General features: G+C 67.5%; 13 protein-coding genes. 2 read left to right on the top strand and 11 right to left on the bottom strand.

What is annotated here, in order from left to right; translation table 11 throughout:
- Positions 1-12: 12 nt before the first annotated feature.
- Both IB259_RS31005 and IB259_RS15060 read right to left on the bottom strand, forming a co-directional pair.
- Positions 13-135 carry a putative transporter small subunit gene (locus IB259_RS31005; RefSeq protein WP_208949752.1) on the bottom strand — a complete coding sequence of 41 codons (123 nt, stop codon included), beginning with the start codon at positions 133-135 and terminating at the stop codon, positions 13-15.
- 28 nt (positions 136-163) lie between these two features.
- The gene (locus IB259_RS15060; RefSeq protein ID WP_054452087.1) at positions 164-1855 is read right to left on the bottom strand and encodes a sodium:solute symporter family protein; all 1692 of its coding nucleotides are present in this window, start codon (positions 1853-1855) and stop codon (positions 164-166) included.
- Between the two features lie 612 nt (positions 1856-2467).
- On the opposite strand from IB259_RS15060, the gene IB259_RS15055 reads away from it, so the two are divergent.
- Positions 2468-3670 (top strand): amidohydrolase family protein, encoded by a 1203-nt coding sequence (locus IB259_RS15055; RefSeq protein WP_192329417.1) that lies wholly within the window; start codon positions 2468-2470, stop codon positions 3668-3670.
- Here the strand turns inward: IB259_RS15055 and IB259_RS15050 are convergent.
- Positions 3654-4526, bottom strand: coding sequence for a LysR family transcriptional regulator (locus IB259_RS15050; RefSeq protein WP_054452085.1), 873 nt, complete (start codon positions 4524-4526; stop codon positions 3654-3656). The two genes, IB259_RS15055 and IB259_RS15050, sit on opposite strands and share 17 nt — an antisense overlap.
- 129 nt (positions 4527-4655) lie before the next feature.
- On the opposite strand from IB259_RS15050, the gene IB259_RS15045 reads away from it, so the two are divergent.
- Complete coding sequence (locus IB259_RS15045) at positions 4656-5327, top strand: ankyrin repeat domain-containing protein (protein ID WP_192329414.1); 672 nt, start codon at positions 4656-4658, stop codon at positions 5325-5327.
- Between the two features lie 71 nt (positions 5328-5398).
- Here IB259_RS15045 and prpF read toward each other — a convergent pair whose 3' ends face one another.
- The 8 genes from prpF to IB259_RS15005 form a co-directional block, all read right to left on the bottom strand.
- Positions 5399-6583: a 2-methylaconitate cis-trans isomerase PrpF gene (prpF, locus tag IB259_RS15040; protein WP_054452083.1), complete on the bottom strand. Its 1185-nt coding sequence runs from the start codon at positions 6581-6583 to the stop codon at positions 5399-5401.
- A gap of 62 nt (positions 6584-6645) precedes the next feature.
- Positions 6646-9255, bottom strand: coding sequence for a Fe/S-dependent 2-methylisocitrate dehydratase AcnD (gene acnD / locus IB259_RS15035; RefSeq protein ID WP_192329412.1), 2610 nt, complete (start codon positions 9253-9255; stop codon positions 6646-6648).
- Entirely contained in the window at positions 9252-9962 is a 711-nt protein-coding gene (locus IB259_RS15030) for a GntR family transcriptional regulator (RefSeq protein ID WP_054452081.1), read from the bottom strand. Before IB259_RS15030 ends, acnD begins: the two co-directional genes overlap by 4 nt.
- A 130-nt stretch (positions 9963-10092) precedes the next feature.
- A complete protein-coding gene (locus IB259_RS15025; RefSeq protein ID WP_175159904.1) occupies positions 10093-11895 on the bottom strand; it encodes an NAD(P)/FAD-dependent oxidoreductase in 1803 nt (600 codons plus the stop codon).
- Positions 11896-12101: 206 nt separating this feature from the next.
- On the bottom strand, positions 12102-13994 hold the full coding sequence (locus tag IB259_RS15020) for a sigma-54-dependent Fis family transcriptional regulator (protein WP_192329410.1): 1893 nt from the start codon (positions 13992-13994) through the stop codon (positions 12102-12104).
- Between the two features lie 107 nt (positions 13995-14101).
- On the bottom strand, positions 14102-15073 hold the full coding sequence (locus IB259_RS15015; RefSeq protein ID WP_054452078.1) for a tripartite tricarboxylate transporter substrate binding protein: 972 nt from the start codon (positions 15071-15073) through the stop codon (positions 14102-14104).
- 31 nt (positions 15074-15104) lie between these two features.
- On the bottom strand, positions 15105-15893 hold the full coding sequence (locus IB259_RS15010; protein ID WP_054452077.1) for an alpha/beta fold hydrolase: 789 nt from the start codon (positions 15891-15893) through the stop codon (positions 15105-15107).
- The gene (locus IB259_RS15005) at positions 15890-16483 is read right to left on the bottom strand and encodes an amino acid synthesis family protein (RefSeq protein ID WP_054452076.1); all 594 of its coding nucleotides are present in this window, start codon (positions 16481-16483) and stop codon (positions 15890-15892) included. Before IB259_RS15005 ends, IB259_RS15010 begins: the two co-directional genes overlap by 4 nt.
- Positions 16484-16551 lie beyond the last annotated feature (68 nt).

The following is a 16551-nucleotide window of genomic DNA, read 5'->3' as shown; positions in this document are numbered from 1 at the left end:
CAGCGTACGGCCTCAGACCATCGCTTGGCCGCTGCGCCTGGCAGCGCGGATGTCCCGCCACAGCGTCACGCACAGCAGCGCCAGGATGAGGGCGGAAATGGCGGGCCACACCAGGAAGTAGAACGTCAACCACATATCAGTCTCCTTGTTGCTGAATGGATGCTCAGCCTTGGGCCGGCTGGATTTCGGGGCGTTGCACGGCGGGCGCGGAAAGCGCGTCCTGCGCTTCCTGGAAGGAAGTCACGCGGTCCGCCAACAGGCTGAAATCGAAGCGCTGCTGGTTGCGCAGGCTGAGACCGGCGCAGACCGTGGCGCTGACGCCGTAGGCGGTCAGCGAGCCCATCAGGACGATGTACTCGCGCAAGGTGCCTACGAACACGGGCAGCATGACCAGCATGCCCAGGGCGCCCACCGCGAGCGCCGCGGTGCGGCCGAAGAAGCCGAACGTCATGAGGCCCAGCACCACGCCGCCGCCGATGGCCGAGCAGATCTCGAAGAACACGGCGACCGCGCCGGTGATGGGTAGCAATTCAAAGCGCACGACGGTGAACAGGATCACGGCGCTGAGCACGGCGCTGACGAAGGCGCGGTTGTCGACGCGGTCCCAGTAGAAGCTGGCGATGACGGGGAAAACGATGGCGCCCCACAGCGCGCCGACGAACACCAGCATGACCAGGATATCCAGGCGCAGGCTGGCGAATATCACGCCTATCATCGTGGCGACGATCATGGTGATACGGCCCCACCACAGCATGCGGCGCGGATCGGGGCGGCCGCCGGCCAGGTTCTTGGCGTAAACATCAGTCATGACGATGGCAGACAACGCGGCCAGGTCGGAGTCGGCGGTCGAAGACAGCGAGCCCACCACCAGCAGGAAGAACAGCGCAATGCCGAAGGGCGGCAGGTAGGTCGAGGCCATCTGCGGGATGATGTTGTTCATGTCGCCGTTGGCGGGCTCCAGGCCGACGAAAAGCGCCAGCAGCCCCAGCATGCCCAGTCCGATCACGACGGCGCCATATCCCGCCGTGGCCGTCAGGAACGTGGGCTTGATCAGGTCTTCGCGCACCGCGAACAGGCGCTGGGCGATGGTCTGGTTGCCGATGGCGTAGGCCAGCACGGCCACGAAATAGGGCGCGCCCTGTTCCAGGATGGCGCGGGTGGAATAGAAGTCCGCCTGGTCGGCGCTTAGGCGCCACATGTTTTCCGACAGCACGTCGGGTCCGCCCGCGTTGAAGAAGATGAGCGGGATGATGACGACCGCCGCGATGATCATGGCGGCCAGCTGCGCAAAATCCGTCATTACGGAAGTGCGGAATCCCGACCACAGTGTGTACGACAGCACGCCCAGGCCGGCGATGAGCACGCCCTGGATGAAGGTGAGCGGGCTCAGGATCGAGACCAGCGCGCCCGCCGCCGTGAAGTTCACCATCAGGCTGATGCAGCTGCCCACGATGTTCGACACCGCCATGATCATCTGGCTGGAGGTGCCGTGGCGCGCGTGTATGACTTCGGCCAGCGTGTGCGCCTTGGGCGCCAGCTTGCGGAAGCGCTTGCCGAAGGGATAGATGAAGAGAATCATCAGCGCGCCCCAGAAGCCGTAGTGCAAGGGGCCTGACAGGCCGTACTTGTAGCCCGAGGTGGCGCTGGCGTAGAACGATGCGGCCCAGATCCAGGTTGCGATCATGCTGGCGGTGGACAGGCCGAAGCCGACCGCGTTGTTCGACACCATGTAGCCATCGACGTTTTCGTTCTTCTGGCCGATAAGCAGCGACATGAGGAACGTCGCGCCATAGAACCCGACCAGCAGCAGGATGGCGGTGGTGGCGGATAGCTGAAAGAATTCTGTCTCTTGCATCGTCTTCGTCCTTTCTCCTTGACAGCGTGTTCATGACGGACAGTCATGGCTGCATGAAGGCCGTTTCCGCGGGATGCGATGGGCGGCAAACCCCTTTGACGCAGCCGAAACACCAGGCGAGCGGCCGTAGGCGCGATCGCATGCCTGCCCGGCGCGGACGTGACTGGACACGCCCGCGGACGGACAGCAATAAGGCACACCGTATAGGTGTCTTGCTGCCGCATAGCGCAGAACGCTGGTTGCTTTTTTACGTTGCCCGATGCGGCGAGCGATGGTCCTGCCTGGTAAGCAGGAGTTTTGTTCCGCAGCCTTTACGGCTGGGTGTGGGTGTTTCGGCGTTACACGCCGGGCCGCTGTGCGCGGCCGTGTGATGGATGCTTCCAGCGATGTGCATCGCCTGGCTGCATGCGTAATGAACTACAACAGGCGCCAAGTATAGGGACATACCCCGCGCTAGTCCAGCTTGCGTCCGCCAGGCGTGCATGCGCGGGTATCGCGAATCGCATTGGCGGGTATCGCAACACTTAATTGGCCGCCGTGCGCGCCATCCGATAAGGTGTACGCAAGCCCGGGCCATGCGTACGGCGTGGCCGCGCAAGACCGAGACGACACATGACAGACCGCGTATACCTCAATGCCGTGGGAGCAGACGGCAATCCCCTATACATGCACGTGCGCGATGGCCGCATCCTGGCGCTGGGCGCCGAGCCGCCCGTCCTGGGCGCGGCGCAGGTGACCGACCTGCGCGGACACCTGGTGCTGCCGGGCTTTGTCGACGGCCATATCCATCTGGACAAGAGTTTCGTCGGCGACCGCTGGCGGCCGCACCGGCCCGCGGACAGCCTGCGCGAACGGCTGGCCATCGAGAAAGAAGAGCTTGCGGCCGCGCCGCCCATCGAGGGGCGCGCCGATGTCCTTATCGCGCAAGCCGCGGCGTTCGGCACGGTGGCGATGCGCTGCCACGTGGACGTAGATGCCACGACCGGCTTGGCGAATCTGCATGCCGTCATGGCGGCGCGCGAGAAATGGCGCGGCATTGTCGATATCGAACTGGTGGCGTTCCCGCAGGCCGGCGTGATGTCCTGTCCGGGCACGCCGCAATGGCTGGAAGCGGCCGTGCGCGAAGGCGCCGGGGTAGTGGGCGGCATCGATCCCTCCACGCTGGACGGCGATGCCGAAGGCCAGCTGGATTGCGTGTTCGGCATCGCTGAGCGGCTGGGCGCCAAGATCGATATCCACCTGCATGAGCCGGGCGAGCAGGGCGTTGCGCAGATTGCGCGCATTGCCGCGCGCGCGCAGGCGCTGGGCCTGGCGGGTCGGGTCGCCATCAGCCACGCCTATGCGCTGGGCGATGTCGGCCAGAGGGCGTTGGAGGATGTGGCGCGCAAGCTGGCCGACGCCGGCGTGGCGATCATGACGAACGCGCCAGGTGACCGGGCCTTTCCGCCGGTATTGGCGCTGCGCGCGGCGGGCGTGCGCGTATTCACGGGCAATGACAACATCCAGGATTGCTGGTGGCCCTATGGCAATGGCGACATGCTGCAGCGTGCGATGCTGATCGGCTACCGCTCGGGCTTCTACACGGACGACGATCTGTTGACGGCCTTGCACATGGCGTCGCATGCGGGCGCGGCGGTGCTGGGCCTGGGCGGGTACGGCCTGCAGGTGGGCAATGAGGCGACCTTCGTGGTGCTGCCCGTGCCCAACGGCGCCGCCGCGGTTGCCGCGGTGCCGAGCCAGCGCGCTTTGTTCCGCAAGGGCGAACCCGTGGGCGAGGCGGCTCGGGCATACGCTGGCGTCACGCCGGCGGTGTGACCTGCGCGGCGCGTTGCGTGCAGAAGTCCTGCAATGCGCGCCGCAGCGCGTGACCCGCATCGCTGAGCCGCGAGCGCGCATACAGCGACAAGTGCAGGCCGCGCGGCGCCGGAAATCCTTCCTCGGGCGTGAGCAGCCGGTGTTCGGCGCTGGCGCAGGCGGCAGGCAGCAGGCTGATCCCCAGTCCCGCGGCGACGGCAGCGCTCAGGCTGGGCAGGCTGGGGCTGGAAAAGCGCACATGCCAGGGCTTGCCGCTGGTTTCCAGCATGGCGGTCATTTCCTGGCGGTACAGCGCGCCGGACGGAAAGGCCACCAGCGGCACGGCGGTGTCGGGCGCGGGCGGCGGCGCATCGCGGGCGGTGATCCAGCACAGGGGTTCGGGCCAGTGCGCATCGCAATCGGCGTCCACTTCCCATTGCTTGACCAGCAGCAGGTCCAGTTCGCCATCGCGGTAGCGCCGCAGCAGCTGATGACTGAGGCCGCCTTCGACTTCCACGCGCAGGCGCGGATAGGCCGCTTCCACGGCGGCCAGGGTAGGCATCAGCGTGGCGCCCATGAAATCCTCGGGCGCGCCCACGCGCACCACGGCGCTGGCCTGGGCGGCGGCCACGTTTTCGCGCGCCTCCTCAGCCAGCCGCAGGATGCTGCGCGCATAGCCCAGCAGGCGCTCGCCCTCCTCGGTGGGCAGGACATGGCGCTGCGTGCGGTCCAGCAGGCGGCAGCCCAGGTTCTCTTCCAGCCGGATGACGTGCTGGCTGACGGTGGATTGCGTCAGGTGCAGGTGTTCGCTGGCGCGGGTGAAGTTGCCCGTGTCCACGACGGTAAGAAAACTGCGCAGCAGGACGGGATCTAGCATTGGGATGTCCACTCGAATCTATCAAGCCAATTAATTTCATAATACTTGGGCCGGCCGCCATACTTGGAATCTCACGGGGCCGCGAGTCGATTCGGCTTGCCTCAAGCTGTTGATCTGGAGGAAATACCAATGTCTATCTTTCGTGCGGGCCGTCTTTGGCTGGCGGCATTCCTGTTGGGCATGGGGGGCGTAGCCGCGGCCGCGGGCCCGGACACCGCGCTGTTGGCCGCCGCGGGCAGTGGCGACGCTGCCCGCGTCAAGCAGATGCTGGGGCAGGGCGCTGCCGTGGATACGCGCGATGCGGACGGCAATACGCCGCTGCTGCGCGCGACGCAGGGCAATCATGTCGAAGCGGCACGCGTCCTGATCGAGGCCGGCGCCAACGTCAATGCGCAGAACTCGATCCGCGACAGCGCCTACCTGCTGGCCGGCGCCCGCGGCTATCGCGAGATCCTGGCGCTGACGCTGGCGCACGGCGCTGACCTGAAAAGCACCAACCGCTACGGCGGCACTGCCCTCATTCCCGCATGCGAGCGCGGCCACGTCGAAGTGGTGGACATGCTGCTGCGCGCCGGCGTGGACGCGGACCATGTGAACAACCTGGGTTGGACCGGCCTGCTGGAAGCCGTGATCCTGGGCGATGGCGGCGCGCGTCACCAGGCGATCGTCAAGCGGCTGATCGAAGCCGGCGCCGACGTCAACCTGGCGGACGGCAAGGGCGTGACGCCGCTGCGTCATGCGCGTGAGCGCGGACAGACCGAAGTCGTGCGCCTGCTGGAGGCGGCGGGAGCGAAGGGCTGAGGCGCTGGCGCTGCGAAAAAAAAAACGGGGCTTGCAAGCCCCGTTCTTCATGCAGGAAACGGCAAGCCGGATCAGAAGCCCTCGCGCGGCACGTGCACCCGGCCTTCCATCAGCACGCGGGCGCTGCGGCTCATGATGGCCTTGGTGACCTTCCATTCGCCGTCGACCAGCTTGGCCTCGGCGCCGACGCGCAAGGTGCCGGACGGATGGCCGAAGCAGACGTTGTCGCGTTCGCCGCCGCCCGCGGCCAGGTTGACCAGCGTGCCCGGCACCGCCGCCGCGGTGGCAATGGCGACGGACGCGGTGCCCATCATGGCGTGGTGCAGCTTGCCCATGGAGAGCGCGCGCACCAGCACGTCGATGTCGCCCGCGCCGATCTTCTTGCCGCTGGAGGACACGTATTCCTTGGGCGCCGCCACGAAGGCGACCTTGGGCGTGTGCTGGCGGCTGGCGGCCTCTTCCAGCGTCTTGATCAGGCCCATGCGCAGCGCGCCGTGGGCGCGGATGGTCTCGAAGCGCGCCAGCGCGGCCGCGTCGCCGTTGATGTCGTCCTGCAGTTCGGTGCCGCGGTAGCCCAAGGCTTCGGCGTCCAGGAAGATCGTGGGGATGCCGGAGTTGATCATGGTGGCCTTGAACGTGCCGATGCCAGGCACTTCCAGGTCGTCCACCAGCTTGCCGGTGGGGAACATGGAACCGCCGTCGCCTTCCTCGGCCGGGTCCATGAATTCCAGGCGCAGTTCAGCCGCCGGGAAGGTCACGCCGTCCAGTTCGAAGTCGCCGGTTTCCTGCACCGCGCCGCCCGTCATGGGGACGTGCGCGATGATGGTTTTCTGGATGTTGGCCTGCCAGATGCGCACGACGGCGACGCCGTCCTGCGGCACGCGGGCGGGGTCGACCAGGCCGTTGGTGATGGCGAACGGCCCGACGGCGGCGGACAGGTTGCCGCAATTGCCGCTCCAGTCCACGAAGGGCTGGTCGATGGAGACCTGGCCGAACAGGTAGTCCACGTCATGGTCGGGGCGCGTGCTTTTGCCGATGATGACGGTCTTGCTGGTGCTGGAGGTGGCCGCGCCCATGCCGTCGATCTGCTTGCCATAGGGATCGGGGCTGCCGATCACGCGCATGAGCAGCGCGTCGCGCGCGGCGCCGGGCACGCGCGCGGACTCGGGCAGGTCGTCGAGCTTGAAGAACACGCCTTTGCTGGTGCCGCCGCGCATGTAGGTGGCGGCTATCTTGGTCTGGGGAGCATGGGTCATGGGGCAGTCCTGATGATGGGTGTTGGGGCGGGCGCCGCGGCGCCCGTCCCGCCTATGGCGGATCAGCCGGCTTTCTTGTCGGCGCCGGAAGCTTCCAGGAAGTCCTGGGCAAAGCGCTGCAGCACGCCGCCGGCTTCGTAGATCGAGACCTCTTCGGCCGTGTCCAGGCGGCAGGTCACGGGGACTTCGACGGTTTTGCCGTTGCGGCGGTGGATCACCAGCGTCAGGTCGGCGCGCGGCTTGCGCTCGCCGATGACGTCATAGCTTTCGGTGCCGTCCAGGGCCAGCGTCTTGCGGTTCACGCCCGCCTTGAATTCCAGGGGCAGTACGCCCATGCCGATGAGGTTGGTGCGGTGGATGCGTTCGAAGCCTTCGGCGACGATGGCTTCCACGCCAGCCAGGCGCACGCCCTTGGCGGCCCAGTCGCGCGACGAGCCCTGGCCGTAGTCGGCGCCGGCCACGATGATCAGCGGCTGCTTGCGGTCCATGTAGGTTTCGATGGCTTCCCACATGCGCATGACCTTGCCTTCAGGTTCCACGCGGGCCAGCGAGCCTTGCTTCACCGTGCCGTCCGCGTTCTTCACCATTTCGTTGAAGAGCTTGGGGTTGGCAAAGGTGGCGCGTTGCGCGGTGAGGTGGTCGCCGCGGTGGGTGGCGTAGGAGTTGAAGTCCTCTTCGGGCAGGCCCATCTTGTGCAGGTATTCGCCCGCGGCGCTGTCCATCAGGATGGCGTTGGACGGCGACAGGTGGTCGGTGGTGATGTTGTCGCCCAGCACGGCCAGCGGCAGCATGCCGCGCAGCGTGCGCTCGCCTGCCAGCGCGCCTTCCCAGTATGGCGGGCGGCGGATGTAGGTGCTCTGCGCACGCCAGTCGTACAACGGGCTGACGGCGGCCTTGCGGTCGTCCTGGATGCCGAACATGGGGGCGTAGACCTTGCGGAACTGCTCGGGCTTGACCGCCGACTTCACCACGGCGTCGATCTCTTCGTCGCTGGGCCAGATGTCCTTGAGACGGATCTCGCGGCCGGCGGCGTCCGTGCCGAGCACGTCGCGCTCGATGTCGAAGCGGATGGTGCCGGCAATGGCATAGGCCACGACCAGCGGCGGCGAGGCCAGGAAGGCCTGCTTGGCATAGGGATGGATGCGGCCGTCGAAGTTGCGGTTACCGGACAGCACGGCGGTGGCGTAGAGGTCGCGATCGATGATTTCCTGCTGGATGACCGGGTCCAGCGCGCCCGACATGCCGTTGCAAGTGGTACAGGCGAAGGCCACGACGCCGAAGCCCAGCTGTTCCAGTTCCGGCGTCAGGCCGGCTTCGTCCAGGTACAGCGAGACGGCCTTGGATCCCGGCGCCAGCGAGCTCTTGACCCAGGGCTTGCGGGTCAGGCCCGCGCGGTTGGCGTTGCGCGCCAACAGGCCGGCGGCGATGACGTTGCGCGGATTGCTGGTGTTGGTGCAGCTGGTGATGGCGGCGATGATCACGGCGCCGTCGGGCATCTGGCCGGGATTGTTTTCCACCACGCCGGAGATGCCGCGCTCGGCCAGGTCGCTGACCGGCAGGCGGCGGTGCGGATTGGACGGACCGGCCAGGGTGCGCACCACGCTGGACAGGTCGAAGCGCAGCACGCGTTCGTATTCGGCCTGCTTCAGGCTGTCGGACCACAGGCCCGTGGTCTTGGCGTAGTTCTCGACCAAGGCGATCTGCTCGTCCTCGCGGCCGGTCAGGCGCAGGTAGTCGATGGTCTGCTGGTCAATCGAGAACATCGCGGCGGTGGCGCCGTACTCGGGCGCCATGTTCGAGATGGTGGCGCGGTCGCCCAGCGTGAGGCTGGCGGCACCTGCGCCGTAGAACTCCAGGTAGGCGCCCACGACCTTCTCCTTGCGCAGGAATTCGGTCAGGGTCAGCACGATGTCGGTGGCAGTGATGCCGGGCTGCGCGCGGCCGGTGAGTTCCACGCCGATGATGTCGGGCAGGCGCATCCACGAGGCGCGGCCCAGCATGACGTTCTCGGCTTCCAGGCCGCCCACGCCGATGGCGATCACGCCCAGCGCGTCCACGTGCGGCGTGTGGCTGTCGGTGCCGACCAGCGTGTCGGGGAATGCCACGCCGTCCTGCGTGTAGATGACGGGCGACATGCGTTCCAGGTTGATCTGGTGCATGATGCCGTTGCCCGGCGGCACGACTTCGATGTTGCGGAAGGCCTGCTTGGTCCAGTCGATGAAATGGAAGCGGTCTTCGTTGCGGCGGTCTTCCACGGCGCGGTTCTTGGCGAAGGCGTCGGGGTCGTCGCCGCCGTATTCCACGGCCAGCGAGTGGTCGACGATCAGCTGCACCGGCACCACCGGATTGACCTTGGCGGGGTCGCCGCCCTTGTCGGCAATGGCGTCGCGCAGGCCGGCCAGGTCGACCAGCGCGGTCTGGCCGAGAATGTCGTGACAGACCACGCGCGCCGGGAACCACGGGAAGTCCAGATCGCGGCGGCGCTCGATCAGCTGCTTCAACGCGTCGGTCAGCATGGCCGGATCGCAACGGCGCACCAGGTTTTCCGCCAGCACGCGCGAGGTGTAGGGCAGGCGGTCGTAGGCCCCGGGCGAGATCGCCTCGACGGCGGCGCGGGTGTCGAAGTAGTCCAGGCGGGTGCCGGGCAGGGGCTTGCGGTAGTTTTGGTTCATGCCTCGGTGCGCTGCAGGTTGCCCTGCGCGATCTGCTGTTCGATGTTGATACGGGATGCGCGGATGTGGCGGCGCATCAGGATTTCAGCCAACTCGCCATCGCCGTCGGCGATGGCATCCAGAATGCGGTGGTGTTCGGCGTAGGCCTGCCGGGGGCGGTTGGGGGTGGTCGAATACTGGATGCGGTACATGCGCGCCAGCTGGTAGAGCTCGTCGCACAGCATGCGGAACAGCATCTGGTTGCCGCTGCCCTTGACGATGCGGTAGTGGAAATCGTAGTCGCCTTCCTGCTGGTAATAGCCCAGCCCGGCCTGGAAGGCTTCGTCGCGTTCGTGCGCTTCCAGCACGGCGCGCAGCTCGGCGATTTCCGAGGGCGGCATGCGTTCGGCGGCCAGGCGGCAGGCCATACCTTCCAGCGATTCGCGGATTTCATAGAGTTCGGACAGTTCCTGCTGCGACAGCGACACCACGCGGGCGCCGGCGTGGGGCACGCGCACCAGCAGCTTCTGGCCTTCCAGGCGGTGCAGGGCCTCGCGCAGCGGGCCGCGGCTGACGCCATGGATGCGGGCCAGCTCGGGCTCGGAAATCTTGCTGCCGGGGGCGATTTCACCCTTGACGATGGCGGACTGGATCTTGCGGAAGATGTGTTCCGCAAGCGTCTCGTTGTCGCCGGGGGCGGCGCCGGGCAGGGTCAGCACCTTGCTCATTGTGTTGACAATCTTTCCGCTATGGGAAGAAAAATTCGGAAAAAAGCGCCGTGTGACGCAAGATTGTCAACAATTTACCTCGGCGGCGGGGCGGGCGCAAGCCCGCCCCAATGGGACGCAGGGCGGGCGCCTAGCGCTTGTGGTGCACTTCCTGCAAGCCATAGACCTGCACCGGCACGCCCACCTGCCGCGCCTTCAGCTGCAAGGACAGGTACTGCGAGTAGTGCCGCGACTGGTGCAGGTTGCCGCCATGGAACCAGAGCGCTTCCTGCTGCGTGGGCTTCCACATGTTGCGCTGCTCGCCTTCCCATGGGCCTGGGTCCTTGGTGGTGTCCGAGCCCAGGCCCCAGCACTTGCCGACCTTGTCCGCGACCTCGCGGTTGATCAGGTCGGCGGCCCAGCCGTTCATCGAGCCGTAGCCGGTGGCATAGACCACCAGGTCAGCCGGCAGGCTGACGCCGGACTTCAGCACCACGGCGTCGCGTGTCAGGTGGCTGACGTCGGTGCGTGACTGCAGCTTGACGCTGCCGTCGATGATCAGATCGCAGGCGCCGACGTCGATGTAGTAGCCGGAGCCGCGCCGCAGGTACTTCATGAACAGGCCCGAACCGTCGTCGCCCCAGTCCAGCATGAAGCCGGCCTCTTCGAGCTTGGCGTAGAACCCGGCGTCGCGTTCGCGCATCTGGTCGTAGAGCGGGATCTGGAACTGCGCCATGATCTTGTAGGGCAGGGACGCGAAAGTCAGGTCGGCCTTGCGGGTGGTCATGCCGTTGGCCAGCGCCTGCTCCGAATACAGGCCGCCCAGGCCGATGTCCATCAGCGTGTCGGAACGCACGATGTGGGTGGACGAGCGCTGCACCATGGTGACGTTGGCCCCGCCCTCCCACAGCGCCGCGCAGATGTCGTGCGCGGAGTTGTTGGCGCCGATGACGACCACGTTCTTGCCGCGGTAGGCGTCCGGGCCGGGGTGTTGCGAAGAATGCTGCTGTTCGCCCTGGAATTCGTCCTGGCCGGGGAAGGAGGGGACATTGGGCTTGCCGGACATGCCGGTGGCCAGCACCAGCTGCTTGGGCCGCAGTACCACGGGCTTGCCCTCGCGCAGCACCGTGACCTCCCATTCCTGTTTCTGCTCGTCGTAACGGGCCGACTGGCAGACGCTGGAGGTCCAGTAGTTGAGCTCCATGATCTTGGTGTACATCTCCAGCCAGTCGCCGATCTTGTCCTTGGGCGCGAAGACGGGCCAGTTCTCCGGAAAGGGGATGTAGGGCAGATGGTCGTACCAGACCGGGTCGTGCAGGCACAGGGACTTATAACGCTTTCTCCAGCTGTCGCCGGCGCGTTCGTTCTTTTCGATGATGATGGTCGGCACGTCCAGTTGGCGCAGGCGTGCGCCCAGCGCGATGCCGCCTTGGCCGCCGCCGATGATGAGCACGTAGGGCTGGGTCTGGTAGCCCAGTTCGGCGGCTTCCTGCTCGCGTTTTTCCAGCCAGGTCTGGCGCGTGCGGCTGCTGCCGTGTTCGGCGCCCTTGGGGCGGCGCAGGCCGCTGGGTTCCTCGTGCCCCTTGAGTTCGGACATGGTGGTCAGCAGAGTCCAGATCTTGCCGTCCTGGACGCGGATGTGGCCGTAGCCGCGCGCGCGGTTGGTCTCGATCTCGATCCAGCCTTGCAGCAGGCCGGCCTCCTGCGACACGGTTTCCTTCGGATCCAGGCTGAAGCGCACCGGCTCCACCTGCGACAGCTGGTGTTGCAGCATGTCGCGGATCTGGCCATGGCCTTCGAGCGTGCGGATGTTCCAGGTGAACAGCACCAGGTCGCGCCAGTAGCAGTCATCCTGGAACAGGGCCGCGACGCCGTCGATGTCCTTGTTGCCCAGCGCCGTGTTCAGGCGCGTGAGCACGGCGTCCAGGGCGGCGCCGGCTTGATCGGTCTGCATGTCTAGTCTCCTTGCCCGTGGCGGGCGATCGTTGTCGTGGCGGACCGGGACATGGTCCGCTGGCGGCCCCGGCCTGTGCCGGCCGGTGGGCGTCGATAACGATCAAGCAATCGGCATGCCAGCCCTGGCGCGCAGGAGAGCTGGACTGGATGCCGTGGCGCCGCGCCACACCTGTGGCGCAAGGGTGTGGCGCCCGGCCGTGGGCCTCAGGAGCGCGAGGAGACGCCGTGGCGCCGCATCTGGCGATGCACGGTGGAGCGGTCCACGCCCAGGCGCCGCGCCGCTTCGGAGACGTTGCCGCCGCAACTGGCCAGCATGGCGCGCAAGGCCGCCTCTGCGGGGCTGGCGGCGGCCGCCGCGGGCGCCAGTGCGTCGGGCAGGTCGGCGGGTTCGATCACGCCGTTCTCGCACAGCGCGGCGGCGACCGCGATGGCGTTGGCGAGTTCACGGATATTGCCGGGCCAGGCATGCGCCTTCAACGCCATCAGCGCGGCGGGCGCCAGCACGGGGGCGCCGGACTCGTCCTGGTGGCGCGCCAGCAGGCGGGCGATGAGCCATTCCAGGTCCGCACGTTCGCGCAGCGGCGGCACGGTCAGCGTGGCGGCATTGATGCGGTAATAGAGGTCTTCGCGGAAGCGCCCCTCGCGCACCAGGGCGGCCAGGTCGCGGTGCGAGGCCGACACCAGGCACAGGCGCACGGCGCGCGGGGCGTTGGCGCCGATGGGCGTGACCTCGGATTCGGCCAGCACGCGCAAGAGGCGGCTTTGCAGCGCCAGCGGCATGTCGCCGATCTCGTCCAGGAACAGGGTGCCGCCGTCGGATTCCTCGATCAGGCCCTTGCGGCCCTTGGCCGCCGCGCCGGTGTAGGCGCCGGGCAGGTAGCCGAACAGCTCGCTTTCGATCAGCGATTCGGGAATTGCCGCGCAATTCACGGCGACAAAGCGCCCGGCGCGCTGGCTGCTGTCGTGGATGGCGCGGGCCAGGTATTCCTTGCCGACTCCGGTTTCGCCTTGCAGCAGGAGGGGCAGCCCCTGCCGGGCCAGTTTGGCTGCGCGCGTCAGCATGGCCGCCATGCGAGCATCGCCGCCATCCAGACCGCGCAGCGCGGACGGCGCGCCGCGCACGGCGACCGAGGTTCCGCGCGCGTGCCGGTTGGGTTCGATGGCGTGCGCGAACAGCGCGTTGCCGTCGCGGGCCGCGATCAGGCGTTGCTGCGGCGCATGGGCGCGGGTGTAGCGCGGCAGGTCATCGAGCTGCACGTCGAAGAAACGGGTGACGGGCTGGCCGATCAGGCCGGCGGGATTGCGCCAGTCCAGGCCGGCGGCGCGCGCCAGCAGCTTGGCGCCGGTATGCGTCATGCCCAGGATGCGGCCGGAGCCGTCCAGCGATATCGCGGCCTCCGGGTCCACGTCCAGGAATTCCGGCGAGCGCGCGAAGCGCAGCACCCATTCGTTGCTGGTGCGCGCCATCAGATTGGCCATCTCGATGCGCCGCGTGGTGCTGGTGACCAGGTGCAGCGCCAGGTTCTGGCTGGCTTTCAGGATGGGCGAGCTCAGCAGCGAGATGTCCAGCACGGCCGCGAGTTCGCCGTCGGCGTTGTAGATGGGGGCGGCAGTGCAGGACAGGGGCGTGTGGGTGTTGTCGAAGTGGTCGGTCTGGTGGATGGTAAGGGCTTCGCCGCTTTCCAGGCAGGCGCCGACGGCGCAGGTGCCGGCGCGGCGCTCCGACCATTCCGACCCCAGATACAGTCCGGCCTTGCGCAGGCTGGCGGTCTGCTGCGCGTCGCCCAGGAATTCCACGGTGACGCCCTGGCGGTCGGCCAGCAGCAGCACGTAGTTCTGGCCGGCGACCTGGCGGAACAGATGGTCCAGGCCGGAACGCGCAATGGAAATCAGCGCTTCGGACTGCTGGCGGTGTTCGCGCAGCCGGCCATCCGGCACGATATAGGCCTCGCAGGCCTGGGCGGGATCCAGCCGGTACTGGTCCAGGCAGCGCAGCCAGCTGCTGACCACGTGCGCGTCGCGCTGGGTGGGGCGGCCCTGGCCGACTTGTTCGATCTCGCGGATATGGGCGGAGTGCAGGGATTCCTGACTAGGCATGTCGTCTCCATGTTGCGCCCGATCTGCGCCGGATCAACGGCCAGCATGCACAGAGGACGACACGCCTGTAAATGCTGGTTATCCAGCATCGGGACGTATGGGGGACGCTACAGGTCGACCTTGACCTTGCCGGCCTGCACCAGCCCCGCCACGTCGCGGATCTCCGCCAGCAGCGCCTGTTGCAGTTGAGCGGGCGTGCCGCCGGTGGGCTGGAAGCCCTGTTCGCCCAGTTTGGCGCGCACCGTCTCGGTCTGCAACGCGCGGTTGATGCCCTGGTTCAGCGCCGCGATGGCGGCTTCCGGAGTGCCGGCCGCGCAATAGGTGCCGAACTGGATCTGCGCCGAGAAGCCGGGGTAACCGCCTTCCGCCACCGTGGGAATGTCGGGGTACTTGGGCAGGCGTTCCGGGCTGGTCACGGCCAGCACGCGCAGGCGTCCGCCTTGCAGATACGGTTCCACCGCCGCCACGGTGGCGACCACCACCTGGATCTGTCCGCCCAGCAAGTCCGTCATCATCGGGCCCGTGCCGCGGTACGGCACGTGCAGCATGTCGATGCCGCAGGCGGCCTGCAGCAATTCGGTGGCCAGATGTTGCGGCGTGGCGTTGCCGGGGGAGCCGAAGGTCAGCCCCTTGGGCTCGCGCTTGGCCTGGGCGACGAGTTCGCCCAGGGTCTTGGCAGGCAGGTCCGCATTGACCGCCACCATGTAGGGCGAACGCGCAATCGGGCAGACCGGCGCCAGTTGCTTGAGCACGTCCTCGGGCGGCTTGGCGTAGTAGCGCACCGACGGCACCAGGCCGGCAAACAGCAGCACGCTGCCGTCCTTGGCGCCGTTGGCGGTGTAGTCGGCGCCCAGCATGCCGCTGGCGCCGGGCTTGTTCTCAACCACCACCGGGCGGTCCAGCGCGCCTTCCAGCGTGGCGGCGATCACTCGGCCCAGCACGTCGGTGCCGCCGCCGGGCGGGAAGGGCACGATGACGCGCAAAGGGGCTTCGCGCGCGCTGGCAGCGCCGCCGAGCGCGGCGCCCAGCGGCGTGAGCGCCAGGGCCGCCATGTTCTTCAGGATGGTTCTGCGGTTCATATTGTTTGTCTCCATATCCACTCTACGCGGGCTAGGCCGCGCTTGGCGCGCCGGCAGCCGGCAGAAAAAATCCATGCAGCGCCGCCGCCACGATGGCCGGTTCCTCCACCGGCAGCATGTGTCGCTGGCCTGGCACCACCTGCGCCTGCGCATGGGGCAGCGCTTCGGCCAGTTCCCGTGTCATGCGCGGGGTCGAGCCGACGTCCAGTTCGCCGGTCAGCGCCAGCGCGGGACAGGCGATGTCTGGCGCGGCCTGCGCCAGGATCGGGTCGCCCTGCGCGAACACGCGGTAAGCGGCCAGGAAGCTGGCGCGGTCGTTGTCCAGCAGGCGCTGGCCGATGCTGGCCACGCGCTCGGGACGCCGGGCCTGGAACGCGGGCGTGAACCAGCGCTGCAGCGAGACCTGGGCCGCGGCTGCGGGATCCTGCGTGGCAGCTGCTTCCAGCCGCGCCAGCACGGCGCGCGTTTCGTCCGCGCTGCGGCGGAACACCGTGCTCAGCAAGGCCAGGCGCGTGACGCGTTGCGGGCGTGCGGCGGCATAGGCGCCCGCGATCAGGCCGCCCATGGAATAGCCCAGCAGATTGGCGCTTTGCCAGCCGGCGCGATCCAGTTCCGCGTCCAGCTGCGCGATGTAGTCCTGCACCGTCACTCCATCGGCGACGGCGGGGGCGCGGCCATGGCCCAGCATGTCGTAGCGCAGCACCTCGAAATGCGGCTCCAGCAGCGGCGCCAGATCGTCCCACAAGGTGTGGTCCAGGCCGACGCCATGCAGCAGCACTAGCGGTACGCCGCGGCCCGAACGGCGAAAATGCGCGCTCATTTGGCCTGCGCCTCGCGTTCCAGTTCCTGCAGGTCGGAATAGCGGTTGCCGATCCGATGATGCGGACGGCCCGAGGTCGCCGCGCCCAGGGCGATCACGATTTCGTCGGGGGCGGGCGCGTCGTTGATGGTTGTCTGCACGGTCAGATAGTGCGAGCGCAGGCCTTCGTCGAGCTTGTGCATCAGCGGCACGGTGATCACGCAGCCGGGGCCGCCGCGCATATTGGTGAAGCTCAGGTAGCTGGTGCCGCCAACCGCGCCGCGATAGGCGTTGCCGAAGCGCAGGGTGTGGATCAGCGCCGAGGCGTGTTCGACTTCGCCGGCCGTGCCCACGACCGCGGCCTTGCCATAGGCTTCAACCTGGTCGGCCGAGCCGGCCTGACGCAGGATTTCCGCGACCAGCAGCTCGCCCAGCGGCGGCGCGGCTTCCAGAATCTTGGGCCGCAGGTCTTCCTGGAACGGCTGGCCGGCCCAGGGATTGCGGATCACGGCCGCGGCGATGACCATCACCAGCGGGCGCTCGGCGGCGCGACCGCCTTCGATCAGGGTTTTTTCCACATAGCTGACTACCTTGCGCACTTGCAAAGACATAACCGCTGCTCCAGTACCTGTAGGAATGAAAGACGCGGCCATTGTTGAAGGCAAGGCGGAGTTTTGAC

Source organism: Achromobacter sp. ACM04 (genome assembly GCF_014851465.1).
Lineage (GTDB): Bacteria > Pseudomonadota > Gammaproteobacteria > Burkholderiales > Burkholderiaceae_B > Achromobacter > Achromobacter aegrifaciens.
The sequence above is the reverse complement of the archived record's forward strand: the minus strand, read 5'-3'. Positions and strand labels throughout refer to the sequence as shown.

Bases quoted from the DNA above. Each gene is read 5' to 3' on its own strand.
- IB259_RS31005 (WP_208949752.1), bottom strand. From the start codon at position 135: ATGTGGTTGACGTTCTACTTCCTGGTGTGGCCCGCCATTTCCGCCCTC.
- IB259_RS15060 (WP_054452087.1), bottom strand. From the start codon at position 1,855: ATGCAAGAGACAGAATTCTTTCAGCTATCCGCCACCACCGCCATCCTG.
- IB259_RS15055 (WP_192329417.1), top strand. From the start codon at position 2,468: ATGACAGACCGCGTATACCTCAATGCCGTGGGAGCAGACGGCAATCCC.
- IB259_RS15050 (WP_054452085.1), bottom strand. From the start codon at position 4,526: ATGCTAGATCCCGTCCTGCTGCGCAGTTTTCTTACCGTCGTGGACACG.
- IB259_RS15045 (WP_192329414.1), top strand. From the start codon at position 4,656: ATGTCTATCTTTCGTGCGGGCCGTCTTTGGCTGGCGGCATTCCTGTTG.
- prpF (WP_054452083.1), bottom strand. From the start codon at position 6,583: ATGACCCATGCTCCCCAGACCAAGATAGCCGCCACCTACATGCGCGGC.
- acnD (WP_192329412.1), bottom strand. From the start codon at position 9,255: ATGAACCAAAACTACCGCAAGCCCCTGCCCGGCACCCGCCTGGACTAC.
- IB259_RS15030 (WP_054452081.1), bottom strand. From the start codon at position 9,962: ATGAGCAAGGTGCTGACCCTGCCCGGCGCCGCCCCCGGCGACAACGAG.
- IB259_RS15025 (WP_175159904.1), bottom strand. From the start codon at position 11,895: ATGCAGACCGATCAAGCCGGCGCCGCCCTGGACGCCGTGCTCACGCGC.
- IB259_RS15020 (WP_192329410.1), bottom strand. From the start codon at position 13,994: ATGCCTAGTCAGGAATCCCTGCACTCCGCCCATATCCGCGAGATCGAA.
- IB259_RS15015 (WP_054452078.1), bottom strand. From the start codon at position 15,073: ATGAACCGCAGAACCATCCTGAAGAACATGGCGGCCCTGGCGCTCACG.
- IB259_RS15010 (WP_054452077.1), bottom strand. From the start codon at position 15,893: ATGAGCGCGCATTTTCGCCGTTCGGGCCGCGGCGTACCGCTAGTGCTG.
- IB259_RS15005 (WP_054452076.1), bottom strand. From the start codon at position 16,483: ATGTCTTTGCAAGTGCGCAAGGTAGTCAGCTATGTGGAAAAAACCCTG.